We start from the raw sequence: 23,452 nt of genomic DNA on the forward strand, positions 1-23,452 counted from the left end.
TATCTGCGGGTCGGGACTTCTTCGTCAGCCTGACCGACGACCCTGCAAAGCGGTCAGCACCAGAGTGACGCCGCCTGAGAACAGTATTGCGCCGGCAAACGGCGCCAGCGTCGGCGCGCCACCGGGAAAGCTGGCGGTATAGAGTGCCTCGGAAAGGCTGCCGCTCATTATCCAGTTGGGCAGGATTGCACCAGCCAGGCCAGCCAGGGCACCGGCCATCGCGGCGACTTTTGTGACCCGGGGCCATAGCCCTATCAAAACCGGAATGATTGCCGTCGCGCACAATAGGTCCGCGATCAGGAACAGACGCAGAACCGACACGCCCTGCAACGCGACGGCAACAACCGGCACCATCAGGGCCACCGTCACCCAACGGGCGGAGGTCAGAGTCAGCCCCTTCTTCTCTGCCACTGCCAGCGATGCGATACCGTTCTGGAGCGTATCCACTGAGGATGCGACCAGGGTAACCGCCAGCACCAGTGCCACCGCTCCCAGCCACGGTGGCGCCTCACTGAGCAGTGCGAAGAACGGAATCGGTGGGCTGCCCAGGTCGAGCCCCGCCATGGCCGCGCTCATGCCGAGCGTACCCACCACTGCCACCACAACGATGGTGGTGCCGCCACCGAGGATTGCCCCCTTCCACAGCGATGCGCTATCCCGCGCCGCCCAGACGCGCTGCCAGTATCCCTGGTGGAAAAGGTTGGCCGCTGTCACCGCAAGCACCAGGGTGAGGGCCACGCTGACCGCACTCCAGAAAGGAATGCCAGGCAGCTCGGCAGGCTCCGCCATCGTAGGCAGGTGCTTCCAGTCGACAAACAGAACGGCGGCCAGCAATGCCATCAGCAGTAACGCCTGCCAGCGGTCGGTGGCGAGACTGGCCCGCAACCCTCCCCAGGTTGTGTAGATCAACGTTGTTACCGCTACGCCAATAATCACAAGCTGGCCGTTCAGCTCCGATAGCAGCCCGGTGATCGAGCCGATGGCGGTCAGTTCCGCCGCCAGGAAGCAAAGCATATAGAGAACGGAAATCAGCGATACCCATCGGCGCATGCCCTTGCCGAATCGCTGTTCGGCAAACTCGCTGATGCTGCGCCCTTGCGGCAGCTGTCGGCGTATCAGGGGGCCGAGTGTGGCGAATACGATAAACGGCAGTGCCGCACCGAGAGCGTATCCGGCGAGTGCCACCGGGCCCACAAACGCGCCCACTTCCGGTGGCGCAAACAGGATCCAGGCGCCCATGCCGGACGCCAGGAAGGAGAGGCCTATGGTGGCTGCCCCCTGACTGTTGCGGGCTGTCATGTAGTCGTCGATACCGTTGGCTGTCTTGCGGGCTCGCAGCCCCAGCCAGGCAAAAAGACACAGTGCCACCACAATGGCGGCCAGGTGGGTCATCATCATGTCGCACTTCCTCCGCCGGTATGAACCGGATCAGGTTCCAGGGTCTGTCTGGTGCGCCGTCGGCACCCCGGGACACTCTCAGCCCCGGCTTCGATCGCCGGGACTCCCCTGTGGACTGGGTTTCAATGTTTCAGGATGTAGCTGGATCAGTGGCATGGTAACTGGCATCGCCCTTTGTTTGAACACCACGTCAGCAATGGTCAGGGAGGCCTGTGCAACGATCCGTTTCCATCTCGAGCTCTCCTGAGGTGAATCAAGGCTCATTCGGCTCACTGCGTCTCGGGCCCCGGCGTCTCTTGTTGTAAGCTCAATTGGGAGGCGTACATGGCTCGACTTCCCGTGTCCAAAGCTGAGCTGAACGCAAAAAGGAGGTGACCTTGCGGGTTGCGATTAGCGATCAACTGAACCGCGGCCTGGGGCTGCTACGGTCCCTTGTCATCTATCGACGACCCGGGCGCCAGAGGTCTTTACGCCGGCTCTACCGCGAATTCATCCGCCCCGGGGATCTGGTCTTCGACATCGGTGCCCATCTGGGGGATCGCAGCTCCGCGTTTGCTGCGCTGGGGGCACGGGTGGTGGCGTTGGAACCACAGCCACGACTGTTGCGCTGGCTGAGGAGGCTGACCCGGCATCAGCCCGGGGTAGTGTGCCTGCCACTCGCGGTGGGCCGGGCCCCTGGCAGCGCTGAACTGGCGCTAAGCCGGCGCAATCCCACGGTGGCCTCGCTGGACAGCCGCTGGCGCGAACAGCTGCACAAAACCACGGCTGGTTTCCGGCATGTGCGCTGGGAAGACTCGATCACCGTGACGGTCACCACGTTGGACGATCTGATACGACAGTATGGCCGGCCTGGCTTCTGCAAGATTGACGTGGAAGGCTTCGAGGTGGAGGTACTGGCGGGGCTGAGTCAGCCGCTGCCGGCACTGTCCTTTGAATTTATCAACGGTACCCTGGAGCAGGCATTGCGATGCCTGGAGGAGCTGGAGAGGCTGGGCCACTACGAGTTCAATGTTATTGCCGGCGAGCAACGCCGTTTTATCTGGCCCTCGTGGCAGGATACGGAGTCCATCCGGCAATGGCTTGTTGCGGGAGCTGACGGGATCGCCTCCGGGGATATCTATGCCCGGCTCACCAACCAGGCTACCTTTCGCGCTCCCTGACAACCGGGTCGGGAGGGGTAACCAGGACAGGAGGGGGCTTGTTGCAGCCCGATCACTGTCGGTCAACAGGTCAGGCTGTCATTGCGAACGGTTTTACCGTCTCTGGATCTGTTCGATCAATTCGGCACGCTCGGAGGCGGTTTTTGAGTCTACCGAAGCTGTTCCGGTGGAGCCTGAGTCCGGGGTAAGTGCCACCAGGACGATCGCCATGATTGCAAAAAGCAGCGGGACCACGAGCCCGGCGATTTCAACGCTATCGAAAGCGATGTCTTCGGGTTCGGCAGCGCGGATTTCGTTGATGTTTTCCATTGTGTAGAGCCTTGTGTTTTCCGGGTGGCGGTTTGCGCTCTACCGAGTGTCGTTAGAAGCTGCCTGTGGAGGTGAATTTTATGGCGTGACGAGGGGGCGAGCAATCGATTTGACGGCCTGAAAAAGGCCAGTATCGGTATTCGCTTATTTACCGGATCACAGGATTGTAAGTGTTTGTTACAGTCGTCCTCTGACGCGTTTAATCGTGTAACTCACGGCCGTGCTGTCATCGCCAGTCTTACTGACCAGGTCTCGGTGTGACCGGCGCCTGGTCAAAGCACAGCTGGCGGTCTGACAGTGACGCAACGTGGTGTCAGTACGCAGTGATATTGGCGGGGGCCTTGATATTGAAACGGTCCGGATAAAGCAGCACTTCGATGCGTCGGTTCATGCGACGGCTGGCGGCGTCAGTTTCCTCCACCAGTGGGCGGGTATCGGCATAGCCTGCTGCCTGCATGCGATCAGGTGCTATGCCGGTATCTCTCAGCACCCGGACTGCCGAGGCGGCGCGGGCGGCAGACAACTCCCAGTTGGTGGGGTAGCGGCTCTGCAGGCGGGGGGAGATGGGACGGCTGTCGGTGTGGCCCTGAACGCTGATCAGGTGGTCCGGGAAGCTTTCCAGGGCGGTGGCGAGCAGTTGCAGGGTCTCACGACCGGGCTTGCCTATGTAGGCGGAGCCGGAATCAAACACGATTCTTTCTGGCAGTTTGATGACCGTGGTGCCGTCTTCCAGGCGTGATACCAGTGTCTGCTTCTCGTTGCTCAGTTCCTGCAACTGGGTCTGCAGGTTATCCATAGCAGTGCGTTCACGCTGCAAACGGGCCTCCAGTGCTTCAATGGTCTCGCTGGCACTGAGGCTCCGGGCCTGCTGCAGGGCCAGTTGCTCCCGCGCTTCCCGGTACTGTTCAGCGACCGACTGGCGCTCTTCCGCTACTTGCTCCAGGGTGCTTTCCTTCTGGGCCAGCTGATTGCGGGCCTGATCAAGAGCGGCCCGGGCGGCTTTCAGTTCCTCTGAAAGCTCATCAGCCTGGGCACGGGTCCGGATCTGTTCCTCCCTGGCCGTGGCCAGGGAGACGTCGAGCTCTTCGCGGCTGGCAAGCAGTTCAGTGATCCGGGCTTCGCGCTGTGCCAGCTGCTCGTTGAGTTCGTCGATCCGGGTCTGGCTATGGGCCAGCTGGTCACCGCGCTCACTGGCCAGCGCCTGGCTGGCTGACAGCTCGGCTTCCAGGTCATCAATACGGTCTTCCAGGGTTTCGATCTGACTTAGTGACGCTTCCAGCTCAGCGGAGGAATTGGCCAGCGATTGTTGTGCTTCATTGAGCTGGGCTTCCAACCGGTCTGCACTGGTGCTGCGCTGGGCCAGGCGTTGACGGGCCCGGGAAAGTTCAGCTTGCAGGCGATCAACCTCGGAGAGTGCCTCCTCACGGGCGCTGTCAATCTGGGCCAGGTCCTCGTTGAGGGATCGATAGAAATAGACGCCGGCAATGGTCGCCAGTACCAGCAGAATGATCAGTATTGTTGAAAGCCAGCCCCGCCGCGCCATGGTGAGTCCTTCATGTTGTTGTTAACGACATATTTGGATGAAACCAGTCTAGCATTTGTTGTGGTCAGGGAGTCGGTCCCGCAAAACTCGACAGCTGGTCCGGGCTGAAAAGGGCGCGGAGCTTTATCAGAACCTGTAGTGGTCGACTGATTCCGGACAGTATTTTGAGGTTTTCGTCAGCTGCTTACTTTTATCTCTTCACGAGTCTGGTCACGAGCCGGGGCGGTAAACTGTAAAAGGCTGTCAAAATAGACATGTTTGGATTTCGGTTTAGGCCCGAACAAACTAATGTTTAGGTTATGTAAGTCAAAATAGCAGGGTAGGTCAGTTCTCAGCGGGGGAATGGAATGGCGAAGGATGGCTTTGGTAAGGATCCGGAACGAGATTTTCGAGAACTCCTCGATTCCTCTCCGGACTGCGTTCTGGTCACTGACTACGACACGCACCGTTACCTTTATGTAAACCATACATCCTGTGTGATGACCGGGTATGGTCTCCAGGAACTGTTGTCCATGCACGTTTCCGAGCTGACTCTGCAGAGCGAGGCAGAGATTCGCGAGACCTATGAGCGTGCCCGTCAGGCGGGCGAAAGAGGCTATACCGAAGAGCCCCAACTGTTGCTCAGTAAGGACAGGTCCCGGCGGGGGTGGTGGGAATCGAACTTACGTTTCAAGGTCATTGGCGGTCAGGAAGTAATCGTGATTGTCTCCCGTGAAGTGACCCCCCGGATTCTGGCCGAAAGGGCCGCAAGCCGGGCCACGAAGATCTATGCCGCGCTCAGTTCGGCGAACGAAGCGATCATTCACAGCTCATCGTCGGAAGAACTGTTTCAGGCGGTCTGTGATGCGGCTATCGAAAGTGGGGGCATGACCACAGCCGCCATGTTGATGCCGGCGCCCGGCTCCGATCTGATGGAACTGCAGGCGATGGCGGGCAAGGGGCGCGATACCATGGAGGTCGCTGTCATCTCAACAGATCCCCAGCGGCCGGAGGGGCGCGGGCTCATCGGCAAGGCCTTTCGCACCGGCAAACCCAGCATCACAGATGACTATCTGCAGGACACACGCACCACTCACTGGCACACTCTGGTGCGGGACCGCACGCAGATAAGGTCGGCCGCTTCAGTGCCTATCATCCGCCATGGACGCTCTGTGGGAGCTTTGTACCTCTGTTCACGGGAACGGCGTGCGTTTGACGAAGAGATCATTGGCCTACTGGTGCGCATGGCCGGCAACCTTTCCTTTGCCCTTCAGAACTTCGAACATGAGGAAAAACGCCGTGAGGCCGAGGAGCGGGCCCATTACCTGGCCACTCACTGTGGTCTTACCGGCCTGCCGAATCGCAACCTGCTGACAGATCTGCTGGGTCAGGCTATTGCATCGGTAGGCCGGACGGGTCACAGGCCCGCGATCATGTTTATCGACCTGGACCGGTTCAAGGAAATCAACGACGCCTGGGGCCATGACACCGGTGACGGTGTTCTCCAGAAGACGTCCGGCCGGTTGCGAGAGGTTTTGCGCGAACACGATGTGCTGGCCCGGCTGGGCGGCGATGAATTCGTGGTGCTGGTGCAGAATATCGATCATCAGGACCATGCAGTGCGGGTGGCTGAAAAGCTGTTGGCTGCCTCAAAGGAGCCCGTCGTCGTGGAGGGGCAGCCATTTACCGTTACCCTCAGCATCGGCATCAGCCTCTACCCCGAACATGGCATTCACCCGACAGACCTGATGAAAGCTGCGGACCTGGCCATGTACGTTGCCAAGGACAAGGGCAAGGCTACCTGGGCCCTGTCCGGGGAGGGCCGGCCCCAGGCTATCCAGTAAGCCTGCACCGGCTTCTGCCTATTCGCTTGCCAGGCCGCCTGGCAAGGCCTTATTCCTCATCACTGACCTTCAGCCAGGTTCCACGCCATGCTGTGGTCGTTTTCGTATTCCGAGTATTTCGGTGAGCCAATCTGGTTCGGGGCGGAACAGCCGCTTAGCCAGGCCAATGAGGTGGTGGCCAGGGCCATCCCGATAATCCAGTTTTCCTGTTCTTCTCCCCTGATTGGCGGGGGACGACCGACGCGCAACTGCTTGTACATTCCGTCGACCCGGCTGACGATGTTGATGGACGAAATCAACCGCAAACCCCGGGCCTCGAATTTCGAAGAAGAGCAGGTGAGTTCGTTTGTTGAGCTTGAAAGCCGACTTAGAAGTCTCCTCGTCCTTGCTCAAGAGGGGACAGGTCTGCGGGTGTCTCCTGGCGCTTTGTCAGGTAGTGTCTGGCCGCTCCCAGAAAATGCAGGCCTATGAGAATGGGTAACACGTAAACACCCAGGTAGATGTGCACGATTTCAGCTGGCTCGTGCAGCACCCCGAGTGATTCCAGCGGCAGAGAAACGCTGAACCAGCCGAAGACATTGATAGCCTCTCCCTCCGTGAAAATATACAAAGGCCCAGTGATTGAGGGTTGAGGTTCCTGAGTAACTGTGTGGTGCGTTCATCCTGTCTCCTTGGTGAGGCGGTAGGTAGCTGTCGGCTGCCCTATGGGTGTTGATATTCGTATGGTCTTCCATCAGTAAACGTCTTCCAGGTAGCGCCCCTCCGCTCGGAGTGTTTCCACATCCACCGGTAAGGGCTTTAGAATCTCGTCAATGACCTGCTTTACCCCCTCGGCCATATCCCGGCCGCCACAGACCAGAATCTGAGCTCCGGTCCTGACCATTTGGCGCACGGCGATCTCATCCTGCCTGAGCTTGTCCTGAACATAAGCGCGCTCATCAGATCTGGAGAAAGCGGTATTCAGCCCTGTCAGTCGATTGTCTTCAAGGTAGCGCCCCAGCTCCGGTTGATATAGAAAATCCGATTGCGAGTTGCGTCCGCCCCAATAAAGGTACATCGGGTTACCTTTGGTATTTTTCCGGATAAACCCGGTCAATGGGCCAATCCCGGCACCGGCGCCGATCAGAATGACCGGGGTGTTACCGACTGCTGGTCGAAAGTCGGGATTGTGGCGGAGAAAACCATCAATACGGTCGCCCGGCTTCAGATCATGCAAATAGCCAGAGCAAAGACCACCAGGTTTTTTGCGGACGCATATCTCCAGCACACCGTCCGTAGACGAGGACGCCAGAGAATAGAATCGCGCGGCCTGCCCCTGCGGAGGTATAACACCAAGAAGATCGCCAGCTTCGAACGAGGGCAGAGCCTTGCGGGCCCGGGGGAGAAACTTCGGCCACCCGCGCTGCTCCGCCGCCTCGAAACGAAGAATACTGGTAGGCGCTTGAACCGCCAGACCGTAATCCGACCGTTCCACAAGCTCCAGTTTTACCGTGGGTGACGGCAACGGATCGTAGGTCAGCGAAAACGGAGTCCGGATAAGCTCACTGATCCTGTCGCCCCACTCGCTGAATTGCGACGCGCAACACCGATCAATCAGTTCAACGCTATGCAAACGGCTCAGCCCTTTGCGGGCGAGCGCCGCATCCACATCCAGTGCAAACTGACAGAAGTTCGGAAACTGCCTGTCACCAAAACCCAACACCGCATACTTCAGAGCCTTGCCCTCCCTGAACTCACTGAGCCTGGCCATAAACCGCCGGGCCGATGCCGGCGCATCGCCGTTACCATAGGTCGAGGTCAGCACCAATAGCATGGATGCCTGTGGGTAATGGTCCGCCAGGGCGTTCATTTCGCTGCAATGCACCCGAAGACCGGCCTGATGCAGGCTGGCACGGAGCGCCCGGGCAAACCCCCAGGTGGTGTTACCTTCTGAACCGACGAGGATAACGGCCTCAGCCTGAGAGACGTCAGCATTGTCCGGCAACTGCTCCGACGCCCGATGACGCTGCCACCAGATTGTTATTCCTGTTATTGAGAGCACTGGCACGGTCAACGCTGCCGCTCCCAGAATCAGGCCCAGCCACCATAGCCCCTCGCCGGTATGCAAACTGACGATCCACTGCTGGATCACGCTACCTTCAGAGCGGGACTGGTACTTCAGCAGTTCCCCGGTTGCCTGATCAACAAACCCGAAACCGTCGCTGGTTGTCAGGGAATAGACATCCTGAGGGTCATCAGGATAGGGAAACACCAGTTCCCGCAGTTCTCTGAGATCAACTTTCGAGAGGGCGCTCAGTGTAGCCACTGGCGCCGGTTGGCCACCAGCGACCTCTGCAGGAAAAGCTGGCCCGATTTGGGAAGTTTCCGGCAGCAAGCCAAATCGCTGCGCGGCCATATAACTGCCGGTCAATGCCGACAGCAGCAACCCCAGAACCGCAAACCGGGCCAGTTCGGCATGGATGCGTTTGCCACCAGAACCGGGTAACGGCCGTAGCAATGCTGTCCAGCCACCGCTCCGGCGGACCAGCAGCAGAGTTCCGGAAATACAGAGAAGCAGCATAACTGCGGCCACCGCCCCAGCCAGCATCCGGCCTGCGTCATCCAGCAGAAAGGAGCGATGCAGGTCCCTGACCCAGGTAAAAAATGCCGATGGCTCGTAGGGCGCAATGCCTTCCCCGGTCAAGGGGCTGACCAGATCGGCCCCAGGCTGGCCGTCCCGGCTGTAATACACGATTACTCCACCGGAAGGGCCGCGTACAATCTGTTCGGTTCCCGGGTAGTGTTCCACCACCCGTCCTGCCAGCTCCGCCACACTCACCTCGCCGGCGGCCGGGATTACCGCTGCCGCCCTGTCCATGGCAGGCGCCAGGGCGAGAACTGCTCCGGTGGCGGCAAGTGTCACCAGGAGCAACGCCGCAAGCAGCCCCGGTAAACCGTGCAATTGTCGTAACATCACCTTGGCTCCTGCCAGTCCCTCAGAAATCGTACCGGAAGGAGCGAACATAACCGCGCCCGGTGACTGGTTTGCCGGCACCTTCGCTGGTCAGTGATACCGCGACATCCGCCCGATTATCCCGCAAATCCTCAACGGCGGTGTCGATACGGACCTCGTGGCCGCTGTCAATCAGTGCATCATCCAGGTCAAGTGTGATTTTCAGGGTGCGCCCGCTGGTTATACTGGCGCCGGTCAGTCCGTCATACTCAGCCGGATCCAGCCTGCTGCCACGAGCCCAGCCGCGCAGGTGTTTGTAGTATTTGGATTTCTCGCCCGCGACCCAGAGCGTCCCCTGGTATTTGCCGGAAGCATCCGTCAGGTAAAGCGCCAGGTAGGCGCCATCGCCGCCGTAGTTGAGCAATTCGGTCGTGAAGGTTACTTCACGAGCCTGGGCAAGCGCGGGCAAGGCAACAGCTATCGCCAGGCCCAGCGCAAAAAAGAGCTTTTTCATACAGTCTCTCCGGTAAAAACGTGAACCGCTAAAAAAGTAAACCGAAAGAACCGCCGGATTATTCAACCGTTACGCTGGGGCGACCCTTGATGATGGCATTGCTGCGAGCCGGCCTTTGGCCATTGGCCTCAGCACCTTTTTGTGTATGATTTCCATAATGGTTGTCGTCGTCCTCATCATCGTCTTCTTCCCGCTCCAGTTCCCTCAATTTCAGTGAGGCCGGTGCAAAGGACGCCTCTGCCCGAAACCCTGCCGGAACGAGACCTTTCACCTCATAACAACCGTCATCCACCTTGATGCGGTACACCGTCCAACCTTCACCTTCCAGCTTCTGGCGCAGGTTTTCCCGCGGCTGCCAGTTGGCCACCGGATCATCACAGTCATCGTCAGCCAGCAGCGGAGTGCCCACCAACAATAAAGCGAGGCTTAAAATCACGGGTTTGGTCTTCATGAAATATCTCCTGTTGAATCCACAATGAACACTTTATGAGGTTTTCCTGACACTGGCCTGAACGGGACCGGCTCGGATCAATGAAAAATCAGCGAAACTGAAACGCCTCTTTATGGAATCGCCACAGACGCAAGGGCGTGAATTGCAAACCTTTTTCGATGGCCTGGCTCAGCCCTTCTGGCCCGCAAAACCATACTTCTGCAGCTCTGGATGACCGCCCCCCCGTCGACAGTTTTTCTGCCGATAAAACCTCACCTTTGGTGCTGTCATGGATCTGAAGATGAATGCCGGGAACATCCCGGCAAAGCTCCCGCAGTCGCTCTACCATAGGGTCCTGATCGGCATTTCGGGTGCAGTAGTGAAGGTCTGCCTCCGGTGCGGTCACCGTGGTGGTGTCAATAGCCTCAAGCCAGGCGAGGAACGGCGTTATACCAATGCCGCCGGCAATCCAGATCTGGTGGGCTTTGCGGTTTCTTCGGTCGAAGTTAAAGCGGCCATAGGGGCCCTCAATCTTCACTGTTTGCCCTACTCTGATTTTGTGGCTGAGATTACGGGTGAAGTCTCCGAGCGCTTTTATGAGGAATGTGACTGTGCCATTGCCCTGGTCAGCACTTGCGATAGTGAACGGGTGGGCACCTTCCATGGTGTTAAAGGTGACAAACGCAAATTGTCCTGCACGGTGTCCGTGCCATGCCGGCCCCAAATCGCAGGTAACCTCGGTGACATCCCGGGCCGGGGTGTTGATACTGATGATCGTGCCTTGAACCTGACGCCGACGGCCAACTCTGCCAGTCAGGGAAAACCCGCTGGCGATGCTGCCTCCCAGCAGCAGAATGGCCATCAGCACACCAATCGGCTGCTGCCACCATTGCAGCGGAGCGAGCCAGGCCGCCCAGCGGTCTTTCCAGCCAGCCCGGACGCAGCGCCAGCATCATGGCCAGCGACATCAACGCGATGGCTAGTGTCCCGCTCAGTAACAAGCTCTGCTCATAGACCGCCCAGGGCGAACCGGTGCCCGGCCCTGCGGCGAGACTCCAGGCCCAGAGACCGGTGACCAGCACAATAAAAGGTAAAATCATCCGGATCATGACATCTCCTCCGATCGGATCCTGAAATAGTCGGGAGAAGACTAGCGCCCGAACCTGACAGCCAGCTGAAGGTCGGTGAAGTGTCAGGACAAGGTTCAACGCCATTCAGGCTGCTGTCAGGTTCCGGCTGTAGTATCTTTCTCCCAGGGCTGGAATAGAGGCGAACGATGCGAGTGCTTTTGGTTGAGGATGCTGTCGGGCTTGGTGAGGCAGTGCGGGATCAGACCATGGAAGATGGCCACGCAGTAGACTGGGTGCAAACCCTTGGCTTTGCCGAAGCCAGTGTTCAGACCACCGCCTACGACCTGATCCTGCTCGACCTGGTACTTCCGGACGGCCATGGCTTCGGCTTTTTGAGGAAGTTGAGAACAAACGGAAATACGACACCGGTCATCATTCTTACCGCCAGGGATCAGGTCTCTGACCGGATTGAAGGACTGAACGCCGGCGCCGACGACTATCTGGTAAAGCCCTTTGATCTTTCGGAGCTGTCGGCCCGTGTGGCAGCTGTCGCCCGTCGTTATCGCGGTAATCCGAGCCCGCTGATACGGGTGGGTCATCTGGAGGTGGATCTTGGTGATCACCGCGTCATTCGCAACGGCCAGCCAGTTGAACTTACTGCCCGGGAGTGGGCCCTGTTCGAGGGCTTCATCCAACGCCCCGGAATGTTATTGTCGCGATCGCAGCTGGAAGATCGCCTTTATGCCTTCGGAGCAGAAATCGAAAGCAACACTATTGAGGTTTATGTCAGCCGTTTGCGTAAAAAACTGGGAAAGGATGCCATCATAACCGTCAGGGGCATGGGCTATCGCCTGGATACACATGACCAATAGAAGCAGCTTGCAGAAACGCCTGAGCGTCGGCCTTACACTCGGCGTCAGCCTGCTCTGGCTGTTGGGCGTTGCCGCTTCCGGACTGGTGGCCCAGCACGAGATGAACGAGGTGTTCGACAGCGCCCTTCAGGAAACGGCCCAACGTATTCTTCCGCTGGCCGTTACCGACATCCTGAACCGGGAAAATGGCACCGGGAATCAGACAGCCCCTGCTCTTAAAGACCATGACGAATACCTCACGTACCTGGTCCGGGACGAAAAGGGCAACCTTCTGCTCCAGTCTCACGATGCGGATCCCGGTGTTTTTGGAAAACTGCCAGAGGAAGGTTTTTCAAACACACCGACCCACCGGATATACGGCGCGTCTGCCGTCAGCGATACCATCTATATTGAAGTGGCCGAACCCCTGGCTCACCGTCGCGAATCCGCTCTTGAGGCGGGTGTGGCATTGCTGATGCCTCTGATCGTCCTGATCCCGATCACCCTTATGGGTGTCTGGTGGATCGTCCGGCTTTCCCTGCGCGAGGTGGTCGAGTTCCGGGAATCAATAGAATCCCGGGGGGTCGGAGATCTCTCCTCGGTTGAGGGGAGGCGGTTACCAACCGAATTTGAGCCGATCGCCGTTGCCGTCAACCGGTTGCTGGAACGATTGCAACGCGCTCTGGAGACAGAGCGAAGTTTTACCGCCAACAGCGCCCATGAATTGCGGACTCCCCTGGCAACAGCTCTCGCCAAAGCGCAGCGGCTGAAAACCCAGGTCCAAAGCGATCAACTGAAGAGCAATGTTGCCGAGATTGAGGAAGCTTTGCGCAGCCTGTCGCAACTGTCCGGAAAGCTGCTCGAACTGGCAAAAGCAGAAGGAGGCGGCGCAACATCTCAGACCCGGCACAACCTTGTGCCAATACTGACGATGATTGTTGGGGATTTTGAGAGCCAGACCCCCGGGCGGATTAGCCTGACTCTGCCTGAGCGTGACGTTAACTCCTTTCTGGATCCTGATGCCTTCGCCATTCTGGTTCGCAACCTGATTGAAAATGCACTCAGGCATGGCTCCCCTAAAGAGCCGGTGGAGGTCAGCATGACCGAGGACGGTACGTTGAGGGTAAGCAATGGCGGTGACATCGTGCCACCAGAACAACTCGTCCTGTTACGAAACCGTTTTGCACGCTCAAAAACGGATGCAGCCGGTTCCGGCCTGGGCCTGGCCATCGCAGACGCGATTGCCAAAGGTGCCGGTATGACATTGCATCTTCGTTCGCCGGCAACCGGGCGGCAGGACGGCTTTGAAGCGGAGCTAACCAACTCGAAGGAAGCAAAGTGAAACAACCAATGGGACAGCCAGAAATGGCTGCAACGCTAAGCAAAAGTTCCGCTATCGCCGTGGCGTCAGGCTTGTCTACCCTGCGGAACCGAGCATGGCGCCGACACCGCCCGTTGCCACCATCGTGAGCGTCCCCCAGAGGAATACACGCAAGGTCCCGCGGACAATGGGTGCACCTCCCGTCCAGGCGGCGAGCGCACCGAGCAGAGCGAGAAATGCCAGACTGACGACCAGCACGACCGGTATGAGCAAGGAGGCCGGTACCAGCCACATTGCGATAAGTGGCGGTGCCACGCCCACAGTGAAGCTTAGCCCGGAGGCGCCCGCTGCCTGGAGCGGTCGGGCGCTGGCGACGTCGGTTATGCCAATTTCATCGCGGGCATGAGCGCCAAGGGCGTCGTGGGCCATGAGCTGATCTGCGACCTTGCTGGCAAGCTCCGGCTCCAGGCCGCGCTGCTCATAGATATTAGTAAGTTCCGTGTGTTCTTCCTGGGGATGCCGTTCGAGCGCACGGCGCTCCATGTTGAGATCCGCCTCCTCTGTGTCCGCCTGGGAACTCACAGATACGTATTCTCCCGCCGCCATAGAAAGGGCGCCGGCGATCCATGCCGAAACGCCAGCAATGGCAACGCTCGTCGGCGACGACTGGGAGGCCGCGACACCCAGCACCAGAGCACCAACGGAGACAAGGCCGTCGTTCGCGCCAAGTACTGCGGCCCGAAGCCAGCTCGTTCGCTGCGTACGGTGATGTTCCCGGTGTATGTACGACATAGGTAAAAGATCCCCGAATCAGGCCTATCTGAGGCAGAAATGCTGGAATATACGGATCTCCGAACCTTGACAGCCAGGATCGCTGCGCAAAGACTCTGAGTTACGTAATCTAGTAACATAAATACATCTAAGACTATGGAGAATAGTATGCCACCACATTGCGATACCGTCGACGGGCCGGTCGTTACCGCAGCGCGAGACGCTCTGGAAACACAGGATGTAACTAAAGTCTTCCCCTGGATTTCGAAGGATAAAGAGGAGGAGGTAAGACAGGCTTTTGAAAAGACATTAAACGTACGAAAAAATGGTGACGAAGCCAGGGAGCTTGCCGATTACTGGTTTTTTGAAACCTGCGTTCGGGTACACAGACTGATGGAGGGAGAGCCATATACAGGACTGAAACCCGCAGGCCTGGATGAGGGCCCGGCCGTCCGGACTGTAGACGAGTGCATTGAAACAGGGTCGGTGGAAGATCTCCTCAGCTTACTGCAGGAAGCTGTAGATGAGGGTATCAGACAGCGGTTTAACGAGAGCATGGAAAAGAAAGCTCAAGCGGGAGAAAGTGTCGATGCAGCCCGTGATTGGGTCAGGTCCTATATCGATTTCGTGCACCAGGCAAAAGCAATATACGACATCGCCAAAGGCGAGGCTTCTCACGAAGAAGGATAGGGCACCTTTAAAAACTGGTGGCTAACCAACAGTCTCTACGAATACCGGTCCACCATCCTGACCGCCAAGGAGGACCTCACCAGCGTGGGCGAGTTCTTCCATGACGGAAATTTAGCTGTGCCCATTATCGATCGGATTAACCAAACGGGACACTAGACGATGAATAGTGGGGTGATTTTATTGGCTAACGGTGGATCAAAATAAATGGCCATCGACACACCTGAATCTTACGGATGTGCAGAATAGCTCGCTTGAGTGCAGTTTCAACGGTGTGGTCGTCTCAGGGGGTTGCCGTGTAGCGTAGGCGAAAGGGCGAAATCGTGGCTACGTCAAACTGTGGAGTTGCGTGAAAGGTCAGGATGGACTCAGATCGCCTTTGGGGCGATCTTCGGGGGCTCCGGGTCGAGCACAGGCTCTCACCATGGCTGACGGGCGATCAATATTCCATAAAAAAGCCCACGCACGGTGGGCTCTTTTATGGAATATGGCCCGCCCGTCAGGATTCGAACCTGAGACCTCTGCCTCCGGAGGGCAGCGCTCTATCCAGCTGAGCTACGGGCGGTAAACAGCACATTTAGTGCGTCAATTTCGAGTGCGCAATCTTACGTGGGCAGATTGGGTCTGTCCAGCCCTCCTTGATACCGTTTTGCGATCATCGCGTATACTTGATGAAAGGCAATAACGCCGGCTTTTATCCGGGTTGGCTTTTCCCATGATTGAACGGTTATCTGACAGCGACGGCGTACGTTACCGGCTGACACCCAATCGGTCTATCAGCTGGCCGGCTCTGGTTCGTGTCTGGCTTGGTCTGGTGGCGCTGACGTCCGTTGTGGTGGTGGGCATGAGCCTGGCCGGTGCCTGGCTGGTGATTCCGTTTGCCGGACTGGAGCTGGCGGCGGTGGGGGCCGGGTTATGGTACACCGCCCGCCAGTGCTGCCGGCAGGAAGTGATCACCTTCGGGCCGTCGCGGGTAGTGCTGGAAAAGGGGCGGCAATGGCCGGAGCGGCGTTGGGACTGGCCGCGCCCGGCTGTGCGTGTGCTGTTGGATGAGAAGCCTCATCCCTGGCTGCGGGAGCGGGTCTGTCTTTGTTGTGAGGGTAAGGAGGTGCCTCTGGCGGACTTCCTTAACCCGCGGGATTCCCGGCAGCTGGTTAGCCTGCTGGAAAGCCAGGGCTTCCCCGTTCGTCGCCGAACCCGGGAAATAGTGGGCGTCCGGTTTTGACTCCGCCTCAACCCCGCTTGAGCACCTCCGGCTCAAGGCTCACTACCCGGGATTCATTGCCCACGGTCACTTCACCGTCCTGAACATTCACCTGCAGCGTCATGGACCGGTCAGCCAGCTCCGCCAGGGCGTCGGTGTCATCCTGTGCCAGGGCGATCACGGTCAGGTGGCTGAAGCGCTCCAGCCGGTTGTGATGCTTGTCCCACCAGACCGGTACGCCACGCCCGCCATAGACATAGAGGGTGACCCGGTCGGCGCGGTTGCAGGCTTTGCGGATTCGGTCTTCCTCGGGCAGGCCCACCTCGATCCAGTGCTCGATATCCCCGGTCAGGCTCTTGCGCCACAGGTCGGGCTCGTCGTCGGTGCTCAGGCCGCGGGTGAATTCCAGCTGGTCGTCGGCGTTCAGGGCAAAGGCCAGCAGTCGGGCCATCAGCCGTTCGTCGGTTTCCGAGGGGTGCCGCGCTATGGTCAGGTGGTGGTCCGCGTAATAGTGCCGGTCCATGTCGGCGATGTTCAGGGTCGCCTTGAATACGGTCGCTTTCAGGGCCATGGTCTGCTCCGCTTGGGGCCTGGAATGGTGCAGAGTGTAGCGGATCTGGAGGCTGGCGCCGTGAGTTTTTCACGGCACAGGTGCCTGACCGGCGGCATTCTGTGACGATTCGTACAAATTTTAAAAAGTGGGTTGCAATCACTCCTGAGAATAACAATAATTATCACTACCTTTAATCGGTGTGTGAGATTCTGCCTATGTACGTCTGCCTTTGTACCGGTGTGACCGACCGGGAAATCCGCGAAGCGGCTGAAAACGGGGTCAGTTCCATGCGCCAGCTCGGCAAGGAGCTGGGGGTGGGTCGTCAGTGCGGGCGTTGTGCCTGCACGGCACGGGAAATCCTGAGGGAGAGTCGCTCCACCGATTATCTGGCCCTGGCGGACATGCTCGCCCAGCCTGCCTGAGGCCGCGGGCCATTGCGACGGTTGTCAATGCGCCATGTCAAACGTAAACGATTCTCTTACGCGATTTTTTCTTTCCGGGATTGGGTTTATCCTTGTGTGCAATACCGCCGCACTGCGGCGGATAAACGATAAGCATCTGAGAGGAGACCCCCGACCGTGAAAGGTGACAAAACAGTCATTCAGCATCTGAACAAGGTACTGGCCAACGAGTTGACCGCCATCAACCAGTATTTCCTGCATTCGCGCATGTACAAGGACTGGGGCATCACCAAACTGGCGGACAAGGAGTACGAAGAGTCCATCGATGAGATGAAGCATGCGGACCAGCTGATCGAGCGGGTTCTGTTTCTGGAGGCTGTGCCCAACCTGCAGGACCTGAACAAGCTGCTGATCGGTGAGAATGTCCAGGAAATGATCGAGTGCGATCTCAAGCTGGAGATGATCGCCCACAAGGATCTCAAGGAAGCCGTCATTTACTGCGAGCAGGTGCAGGACTACACCAGCCGTGAGCTGTTCCGCAGCATTCTCGACAGTGAAGAAGAGCACATCGACTGGCTGGAAACCCAGTTGGAGCAGATCGGCCAGATGGGTATCCAGAATTACATCCAGCTTCAGTCAGGCTCCGCCGGGTAAGGCTCTTCCGCCGCCGCTCCAGCATTGCGCAATGGCCTTTGCGCCTGCAGACTGAACCCGGTGGTTCCCACCGGGTTTTTTTCTTCATTTTTCCAGCTGTTTCGTGCCCTTGTCACCTGCAAGTGGCTAGAATGGGGTTGGTTGTTGCCTGAATGTCATTGCCCTCGATCTTCAGGGGGCAGCGCATGAACCATTACCGCAGACCAACTGGGAGAAACAGTCGCCATGGACCTGTCCTGTTTTAAAGCATACGACCTGCGCGGGCGTGTACCGGATCAGCTCAATGCAACGCTGGCGGAGAAGATCGGCCGGGCCTACGTGGAGGTGACCGGGGCCCGCAAGGTGATCGTCGGCTACGACATCCGCGAATCCAGCCCCGAAATTGCCGATGCCCTCAGCTCCGGGTTGATGGCCGCTGGCGCGGATGTTTTTGATATTGGTCTCGGCGGTACCGAGCACGTCTACTTCGCCACCAGTCACTTTGAAATGGACGGCGGCATCATGGTGACCGCCAGCCACAATCCCAAAGATCACAACGGCATGAAGATGGTGGGGCCGCAGTCCCGTCCTATCAGCTCGGATAACGGCCTGAATGACATCCGCGACCGGGTGCTGGAGCCTTTCGCGGACGCGCCGGTGCAGGGCCGCCATGAACCGCTGGAAGTGATGGCGCCCTACGTGGACCACCTGCTGGGGTACATTGATGCAGCGGCCCTGAAACCCCTGAAGATTGTGGTCAACGCCGGCAATGGTGGCGCGGGTGTGGTGGTGGATGCCCTGGAAGAACATCTGCCCTTCGAGTTCATCAAGCTACACCATGAACCGGACGGCAGCTTTCCCAATGGCGTGCCCAATCCCATCCTGCCGGAAAATCGTGCCGTCACGGCAGAGACGGTACTGAAACATAACGCCGCCATGGGGATTGCCTGGGACGGTGATTTCGATCGCTGCTTCTTCTTTGACGAAACCGGTCGCTTTATCGAAGGCTATTACATTGTTGGTCTGCTGGCGGACCAGTTTCTGCGCAAGACCGGTGGTGGCAAGGTGATCCATGATCCGCGTCTGACCTGGAATACGCTGGATCTGGTGAAGGCCGCCGGCGGCGAGGCGGTTCAGAGCAAGACCGGCCATGCCTTTATCAAGCAGCGCATGCGGGACGAGGATGCGGTTTACGGTGGCGAGATGAGTGCCCACCACTATTTCCGTGACTTTGCCTACTGCGACAGCGGCATGATTCCGTGGTTGCTGGTGGCCGAGCGCCTGTGCCAGTCCGGCCAGACTCTGTCGTCACTGATCGACGCCCGTATCGAGGCCTATCCGGCCAGTGGTGAGATCAACCGCACCATCGCCAATCCGCCGAAGGTGATCCAGGCCATCGAGGAGACCTACGCCCGTGACGCGGTCTCGGTCAATCATGTGGATGGGCTGAGTGTCGAATTCCCTCAATGGCGCTTCAACCTGCGCATGTCCAATACCGAGCCGGTGGTTCGTCTGAACGTGGAATCCCGGGCTGACAAGGCGCTGATGGAACAGAAGACTGCCGAACTGCTGGCGGAAATGGAGCGCCTGAACGCCTGACGCTTTAAAGCCCCTCTCCCGTCAAGGGAGAGGGAATGTTTGGCGCCGACATCGAGTTAGCCCTTCTTTTCTCACATCCAGTCGTTCAGCATGATGCCGATACCGATCCGGTGGGTGCGTTCGTTGTAGTCGATCAGGCTCTCGCCATAGCCGTTGTAATACTGGATATAGCCCTTGATGGTGTCGCCCATGGGGAAGCTGTAGCCCAGTTCCACCGAGGTCTTGTTGTCTTCTGAACGCAGATTGTTCCTCAGGCGGGCGGAAAGCACGTGGTTGTCGTCCCATTTGTAGACCGCCATGTAGTCGGCATAGCCCACGTATTCCTCGATATCAGGGTTATTGTCGTCACTGTCATTTTCCGGCAGACGGTACCAGGGGCTGACCATGAACAACCAGCGGTCATAGGTGTAGGTGATGCTGCCCCTGATGCGGTTCCAGCTACGGGAACGGGGTTCCGACTGACCGTTGGAGTGGTGGTTAAGGCCAACAGACACTCCAGTCAGCTGGCCGGGGCCAAGATCCCAGCCCAGCCGCTGCCTGATGAATATTTCCGGCTCGTAGTTGGTCTCCCGGAAAGGGGCTGACTCCTCTGTGTCATAGACCTGCCAGAAAGACGTCTGGGTATAGCCGAACCATAGCGTGGTACTGTCATCCAGCATGCCGGTGAGCAGGGGCACCCGGAAGCTGATCTGGTATTTGGCTTCCTCGCTCTGCAGGCGTGCGTCATAAGTCGACTCCCCCAGGTTGGGGCTGTCGGGCGTCTGATTCGGGTTGTCCACATACGTATAGGGCAGGATATAGGTGGGCTGGTAGGGAACGAAACCGCCGATCAGGCTTCCGATCAGCCTCTCCCTGGCTTCATACTCTTCCACTTCATGCTCCATGGCGTCTTCGCCCGAGTCAGTAGCATCGGATTGATCCATCGCCTGCTCCGGATTCTCTGCCTGCCCGGAAACGGCCGCCTGAGGCGAATCTCCGGTTTCCGGGCTCTGGTCCTGAGCTGCCGCGTTCAGGGCGGGTGCGGCGCCGATGATGGTTGCAAGCAGGGCAGGCAGTGTCCGCTGTTTCATGTGGGTTCCCTCAACAAAATGAATCTGGATTATGGGCGCCGGGGCATGGCGAGGTCATGAACGGGCAATTACACCGGCAGACTCTGCCAGGTTTGGGCTATGGCATAGGCCCACACCCCCAGCAGAGTCAGCGCCAGCAGTGAGAACAGCAGTTTCTGGCGGCCGCCTGCCTCATCCCCCGCGGAGGCCACCCAGCGAATGTACATCAACCCCAGAAACGACAGGAAAACCACCAGACTGGCCACGGCCGGGATCAGTAACCAGGCTGCCTGGATGGCGCCGCCATCGCCCTCCTGGCTCCCCAGCAGCGCCATGGACCCGACAAGTACCGCCAGGGCCGTGAATTCGGCCATCAGAAGAGGTTTGCGCCAGGGGTGGGTATTCTGTGAAGGTTTGCCTGTCATTGCGGTCCTGCTGCTGCGTACCAAGGGGTTCTGATGGTGCCCGCCCCGGGCAGCTCAATCGTCTGCTGATCCTCTGAAGGCCTTGTTGGCCGGACTCTCCGGGGTTGCTGAAGGGCGTTAGGCGGTAGATTATCGAACTACCCGGGCAGGACACTAGTGGTTTGTTGGTTTTTTTGCCCGGCTCCAGCCGCTATAATGCGCCCACACACAATTATTGGGGGGCTGAAAATCTGCCCTGAACAACGACTGGCTTCCCAACATGCTCTGATGAGAGGTGCATAGTGAAAATGATGAAAGTCCTGGCGGCCGCCCTGGTTGCCCTCGGCCTGACCGCCGGTGCCGTAATGGCAAGCGTTGAAGACCAGATCCGTGAGCGTATCTCGCCGGTGGGTGAAGTGTGCCTTGAAGGCGAGGATTGTGGCACTGCTGAACCTGCTGCTGCGTCCAGCGATGGCCCCCGCTCCGGTGAGGATGTGTACGCCGCCGCCTGCCAGTCGTGCCATGCTTCCGGTGTGGCCGGTGCCCCGGTGTTCGGTGAAGCCGACGCCTGGAGCGACCGTGTGGACAAGGGCATGGAAACCCTGGTCAGCCACGCTATCAACGGTTTCAATGCCATGCCGGCGAAGGGCGGATGCAGCTCCTGCTCGGATGAAGAGATCCAGGCTGCCGTCGAGCACATGGTGGATGAGGTCCAGTAAGGCTGATGGCGGGCTGGCCTGATCCGGGCCAGTCCGCGTCTTCCCCCCGATACGTTTCACCCCCCCAGGTCTCCCAGTAACGCGCTGAGGGTAGCCTTGCCTTTCTCCTGGTTGGCTTCCTGATCCAGGTCGCCCATGCCTTCCCGCCGTACATCGTCTTCCGGTAACTCGTCCAGGAATCGGCTGGGGATGGGTTCGATCTTCTCGCCATACTGTCGCCGCTGACCGGCATAGGTCAGGGTCAGGGTTTCCCGTGCCCGGGTAATACCCACGTACATCAGGCGACGCTCTTCCTCGATATTGCCTTCCTCGATGCTCGCCCGGTGGGGCAGGATTTCCTCTTCCAGGCCCATGATGAACACGTGGGGAAACTCCAGGCCCTTTGATGCGTGCAGGGTCAGCAACTGGACCTTGTCGCTGTCGTCCTCTTCCTCCTGCTGTTCCATCAGGTCCCGGAGGATCAGCCGGCTGATGGCATCTTCGATGGTGGTTTCGTCGGCGGTGCCCTTGTCGTTGTCGAGCATCCGCTGTACAGAATCGATCAGGTACCAGATGTTCTCCATGCGCCGCGTGGCCGCCTTCGGGCTGGCAGCATGCTGGTGCAGCCACTCCTCATACTCGATATCGGTGAACAGCTGTTTCAGCACCGGTATCGGGTCTTCCTCGTACAGGCGACGGCAGGTGGCTTCCACCCAATGGCGGAAGCGGCGCAACCGGTCCAGGCCCTTCTCGGTAACATGGGTTTCCACGCCCATTTCATCCAGGGCCCGGTGCATGCTGATATCCCGGGAGCGCGAATAGTGGCTCAGCTGCTCCAGGGTGCGGGGCCCGATTTCCCGCCGGGGCACATTGACCACCCGCAGGAAGGCGGCATCGTCGTTCGGGTTGATCAGCAGCCGCAGGTAGGCCATGGCGTCGCGGATTTCGTTCTTGGCGAAGAACGACTGGCCGCCGGAAATTCGATAGGGAATCTGGAACGCCTGCAGCTTCATCTCCAGCAGCCGGGCCTGGTGGTTGCCCCGGTACAGCACCGCAAAATCCCGGAACTGCAGGCCCTTCTTGAGCTTCTGGTCGATGATTTCCGAGGCTACCCGGTGTACCTCGGCGTCTTCGTTGCGGCAGCGCACGATGCGCAGTTCGTCGCCGATGGTGTGATCACTCCACAGGACCTTTTCGAACACGTGGGGGTTGTTGGCAATGACGTCGTTGGCGCAGCGCAGGATACGGGCGGTGGAGCGGTAGTTCTGCTCCAGCTTGACGATCTTCAGGCTGGGGAAGTCTGCCTTGAGCTGCACCAGATTTTCCGGCCGGGCGCCACGCCAGGCATAGATGGACTGGTCATCATCGCCCACCACTGTAAAGGCCGCCCTTTCCGCCACCAGCAGTTTGACCAGCTCGTACTGGCACAGGTTGGTGTCCTGGTACTCATCCACCAGCATGTAGCGGATCTTGCGGCGCCATTTGGCCAGGGCCTCCGGCACGGTATGGAACAGTTGCACCGGCAACAGGATCAGGTCGTCAAAGTCGACGGCATTGTAAGCCTTGAGATACTGCTGGTAGCGCTTGTAGATCAGCGCAATGCGCTGCTCCCGTTCGTCGGCCGCCTTGCTCCAGGCATCCTGCGGACCCTTCATGTCATTTTTCCAGGTGGAGATGGTGCTCTGGATGGCCGACAGTTCGTCACCCGCGTCAGCGCTGGCTTCCCGCAGCATCAGGTCCTGCAGCAGGGCCTTGGCGTCTTCCGCATCGAAAATGGAGAAGCCCGGGTGGTAGCCCAGGTGGGCCAGTTCTTCCCGGATGATGTGCATGCCCAGGTTGTGAAAGGTGGACACCGTCAGGCCCCGGGTCAGCTTGCGGTCGACCAGCTTGCCCACTCGCTCCTTCATTTCCCGGGCGGCCTTGTTGGTGAAGGTCACTGCGGCAATATGTCGCCCCGGTATGCCTGCCTGTTCGATCAGGTAGGCAATCTTGCGGGTAATAACGCTGGTCTTGCCACTACCGGCTCCGGCCAGTACCAGCAGGGGGCCGTCGATGTAGCGGACAGCTTCGCGTTGACGTGGGTTGAGTTGTGACACAATTCA

General features: G+C 58.8%; 23 protein-coding genes and 1 tRNA gene. 10 read left to right on the forward strand and 14 right to left on the reverse strand.

Annotation, left to right across the window (positions count from 1 at the left end):
- Positions 1–24: 24 nt before the first annotated feature.
- Entirely contained in the window at positions 25–1,398 is a 1,374-nt protein-coding gene (locus tag IE079_RS10375) for a sodium:solute symporter family transporter (RefSeq protein ID WP_189576076.1), read from the reverse strand.
- A 377-nt stretch (positions 1,399–1,775) separates the two neighbouring features.
- Between IE079_RS10375 and IE079_RS10380 the strand changes: the two genes are divergently transcribed.
- Positions 1,776–2,558, forward strand: a complete 783-nt coding sequence (locus IE079_RS10380) for an FkbM family methyltransferase (RefSeq protein WP_227712440.1) — start codon at positions 1,776–1,778, stop codon at positions 2,556–2,558.
- A 93-nt stretch (positions 2,559–2,651) separates the two neighbouring features.
- Here the strand turns inward: IE079_RS10380 and IE079_RS10385 are convergent, their stop codons facing one another.
- Together IE079_RS10385 and IE079_RS10390 are read right to left on the reverse strand one after the other, a co-directional pair.
- On the reverse strand, positions 2,652–2,867 hold the full coding sequence (locus IE079_RS10385) for a hypothetical protein (protein ID WP_189576078.1): 216 nt from the start codon (positions 2,865–2,867) through the stop codon (positions 2,652–2,654).
- A gap of 313 nt (positions 2,868–3,180) precedes the next feature.
- Positions 3,181–4,410, reverse strand: coding sequence for an OmpA family protein (locus tag IE079_RS10390; RefSeq protein ID WP_189576080.1), 1,230 nt, complete (start codon positions 4,408–4,410; stop codon positions 3,181–3,183).
- A 347-nt stretch (positions 4,411–4,757) separates the two neighbouring features.
- Here IE079_RS10390 and IE079_RS10395 point away from each other — a divergent pair, with 347 nt between their 5' ends.
- Positions 4,758–6,233 carry a diguanylate cyclase domain-containing protein gene (locus tag IE079_RS10395; protein ID WP_189576082.1) on the forward strand — a complete coding sequence of 492 codons (1,476 nt, stop codon included), beginning with the start codon at positions 4,758–4,760 and terminating at the stop codon, positions 6,231–6,233.
- A gap of 59 nt (positions 6,234–6,292) precedes the next feature.
- On the opposite strand, the gene IE079_RS10400 is transcribed toward IE079_RS10395, so the two are convergent.
- From IE079_RS10400 to IE079_RS10420, 5 genes are all read right to left on the reverse strand, one after another.
- Positions 6,293–6,532 carry a hypothetical protein gene (locus IE079_RS10400; protein ID WP_189576084.1) on the reverse strand — a complete coding sequence of 80 codons (240 nt, stop codon included), beginning with the start codon at positions 6,530–6,532 and terminating at the stop codon, positions 6,293–6,295.
- A 434-nt stretch (positions 6,533–6,966) separates the two neighbouring features.
- On the reverse strand, positions 6,967–9,186 hold the full coding sequence (locus IE079_RS10405; RefSeq protein WP_189576086.1) for a PepSY domain-containing protein: 2,220 nt from the start codon (positions 9,184–9,186) through the stop codon (positions 6,967–6,969).
- 22 nt (positions 9,187–9,208) lie between these two features.
- On the reverse strand, positions 9,209–9,679 hold the full coding sequence (locus tag IE079_RS10410) for a DUF2271 domain-containing protein (RefSeq protein WP_189576088.1): 471 nt from the start codon (positions 9,677–9,679) through the stop codon (positions 9,209–9,211).
- A 58-nt stretch (positions 9,680–9,737) separates the two neighbouring features.
- Positions 9,738–10,130 carry a PepSY domain-containing protein gene (locus tag IE079_RS10415; RefSeq protein WP_189576091.1) on the reverse strand — a complete coding sequence of 131 codons (393 nt, stop codon included), beginning with the start codon at positions 10,128–10,130 and terminating at the stop codon, positions 9,738–9,740.
- Between the two features lie 88 nt (positions 10,131–10,218).
- Positions 10,219–10,971, reverse strand: coding sequence for a ferredoxin reductase family protein (locus IE079_RS10420; protein ID WP_227712441.1), 753 nt, complete (start codon positions 10,969–10,971; stop codon positions 10,219–10,221).
- 414 nt (positions 10,972–11,385) lie between these two features.
- Here IE079_RS10420 and IE079_RS10425 point away from each other — a divergent pair, with 414 nt between their 5' ends.
- Together IE079_RS10425 and IE079_RS10430 are read left to right on the forward strand one after the other, a co-directional pair.
- Complete coding sequence (locus IE079_RS10425; protein WP_189576093.1) at positions 11,386–12,051, forward strand: response regulator; 666 nt, start codon at positions 11,386–11,388, stop codon at positions 12,049–12,051.
- Positions 12,041–13,372, forward strand: a complete 1,332-nt coding sequence (locus IE079_RS10430) for an ATP-binding protein (protein ID WP_189576094.1) — start codon at positions 12,041–12,043, stop codon at positions 13,370–13,372. The genes IE079_RS10425 and IE079_RS10430 overlap by 11 nt, the downstream gene beginning before the upstream one ends.
- A gap of 75 nt (positions 13,373–13,447) precedes the next feature.
- Here IE079_RS10430 and IE079_RS10435 read toward each other — a convergent pair whose 3' ends face one another.
- On the reverse strand, positions 13,448–14,143 hold the full coding sequence (locus IE079_RS10435; protein WP_189576096.1) for a VIT1/CCC1 transporter family protein: 696 nt from the start codon (positions 14,141–14,143) through the stop codon (positions 13,448–13,450).
- A gap of 147 nt (positions 14,144–14,290) precedes the next feature.
- Here IE079_RS10435 and IE079_RS10440 point away from each other — a divergent pair, with 147 nt between their 5' ends.
- Positions 14,291–14,812: a DUF6448 family protein gene (locus tag IE079_RS10440; protein WP_189576098.1), complete on the forward strand. Its 522-nt coding sequence runs from the start codon at positions 14,291–14,293 to the stop codon at positions 14,810–14,812.
- A 485-nt stretch (positions 14,813–15,297) separates the two neighbouring features.
- On the opposite strand, the gene IE079_RS10445 is transcribed toward IE079_RS10440, so the two are convergent.
- Positions 15,298–15,374, reverse strand: a tRNA-Arg gene (locus IE079_RS10445).
- 150 nt (positions 15,375–15,524) lie between these two features.
- Here IE079_RS10445 and IE079_RS10450 point away from each other — a divergent pair.
- A complete protein-coding gene (locus IE079_RS10450) occupies positions 15,525–16,034 on the forward strand; it encodes a DUF2244 domain-containing protein (RefSeq protein ID WP_189576100.1) in 510 nt (169 codons plus the stop codon).
- A 7-nt stretch (positions 16,035–16,041) separates the two neighbouring features.
- Here the strand turns inward: IE079_RS10450 and IE079_RS10455 are convergent, their stop codons facing one another.
- Positions 16,042–16,584 (reverse strand): YaeQ family protein, encoded by a 543-nt coding sequence (locus IE079_RS10455; protein ID WP_189576102.1) that lies wholly within the window; start codon positions 16,582–16,584, stop codon positions 16,042–16,044.
- Between the two features lie 197 nt (positions 16,585–16,781).
- Between IE079_RS10455 and IE079_RS10460 the strand changes: the two genes are divergently transcribed.
- From IE079_RS10460 to IE079_RS10470, 3 genes are all read left to right on the forward strand, one after another.
- Positions 16,782–16,988: a bacterioferritin-associated ferredoxin gene (locus IE079_RS10460; protein WP_189576103.1), complete on the forward strand. Its 207-nt coding sequence runs from the start codon at positions 16,782–16,784 to the stop codon at positions 16,986–16,988.
- A 156-nt stretch (positions 16,989–17,144) separates the two neighbouring features.
- Positions 17,145–17,621, forward strand: a complete 477-nt coding sequence (gene bfr / locus IE079_RS10465) for a bacterioferritin (RefSeq protein WP_189576105.1) — start codon at positions 17,145–17,147, stop codon at positions 17,619–17,621.
- A 225-nt stretch (positions 17,622–17,846) separates the two neighbouring features.
- Complete coding sequence (locus tag IE079_RS10470) at positions 17,847–19,199, forward strand: phosphohexomutase domain-containing protein (protein ID WP_189576107.1); 1,353 nt, start codon at positions 17,847–17,849, stop codon at positions 19,197–19,199.
- Between the two features lie 71 nt (positions 19,200–19,270).
- On the opposite strand, the gene IE079_RS10475 is transcribed toward IE079_RS10470, so the two are convergent.
- Positions 19,271–20,269: a phospholipase A gene (locus IE079_RS10475; RefSeq protein ID WP_189576109.1), complete on the reverse strand. Its 999-nt coding sequence runs from the start codon at positions 20,267–20,269 to the stop codon at positions 19,271–19,273.
- A gap of 68 nt (positions 20,270–20,337) precedes the next feature.
- The gene (locus tag IE079_RS10480; RefSeq protein WP_189576111.1) at positions 20,338–20,673 is read right to left on the reverse strand and encodes a hypothetical protein; all 336 of its coding nucleotides are present in this window, start codon (positions 20,671–20,673) and stop codon (positions 20,338–20,340) included.
- Between the two features lie 287 nt (positions 20,674–20,960).
- On the opposite strand from IE079_RS10480, the gene IE079_RS10485 reads away from it, so the two are divergent.
- Positions 20,961–21,371 (forward strand): c-type cytochrome, encoded by a 411-nt coding sequence (locus IE079_RS10485; RefSeq protein WP_189576113.1) that lies wholly within the window; start codon positions 20,961–20,963, stop codon positions 21,369–21,371.
- Between the two features lie 56 nt (positions 21,372–21,427).
- Here IE079_RS10485 and rep read toward each other — a convergent pair whose 3' ends face one another.
- Positions 21,428–23,446 (reverse strand): DNA helicase Rep, encoded by a 2,019-nt coding sequence (gene rep, locus IE079_RS10490; RefSeq protein ID WP_189576116.1) that lies wholly within the window; start codon positions 23,444–23,446, stop codon positions 21,428–21,430.
- Positions 23,447–23,452 lie beyond the last annotated feature (6 nt).

This window comes from Marinobacter zhanjiangensis, assembly GCF_014651935.1.
In the GTDB taxonomy this organism is placed as follows: Bacteria; Pseudomonadota; Gammaproteobacteria; order Pseudomonadales; family Oleiphilaceae; genus Marinobacter; species Marinobacter zhanjiangensis.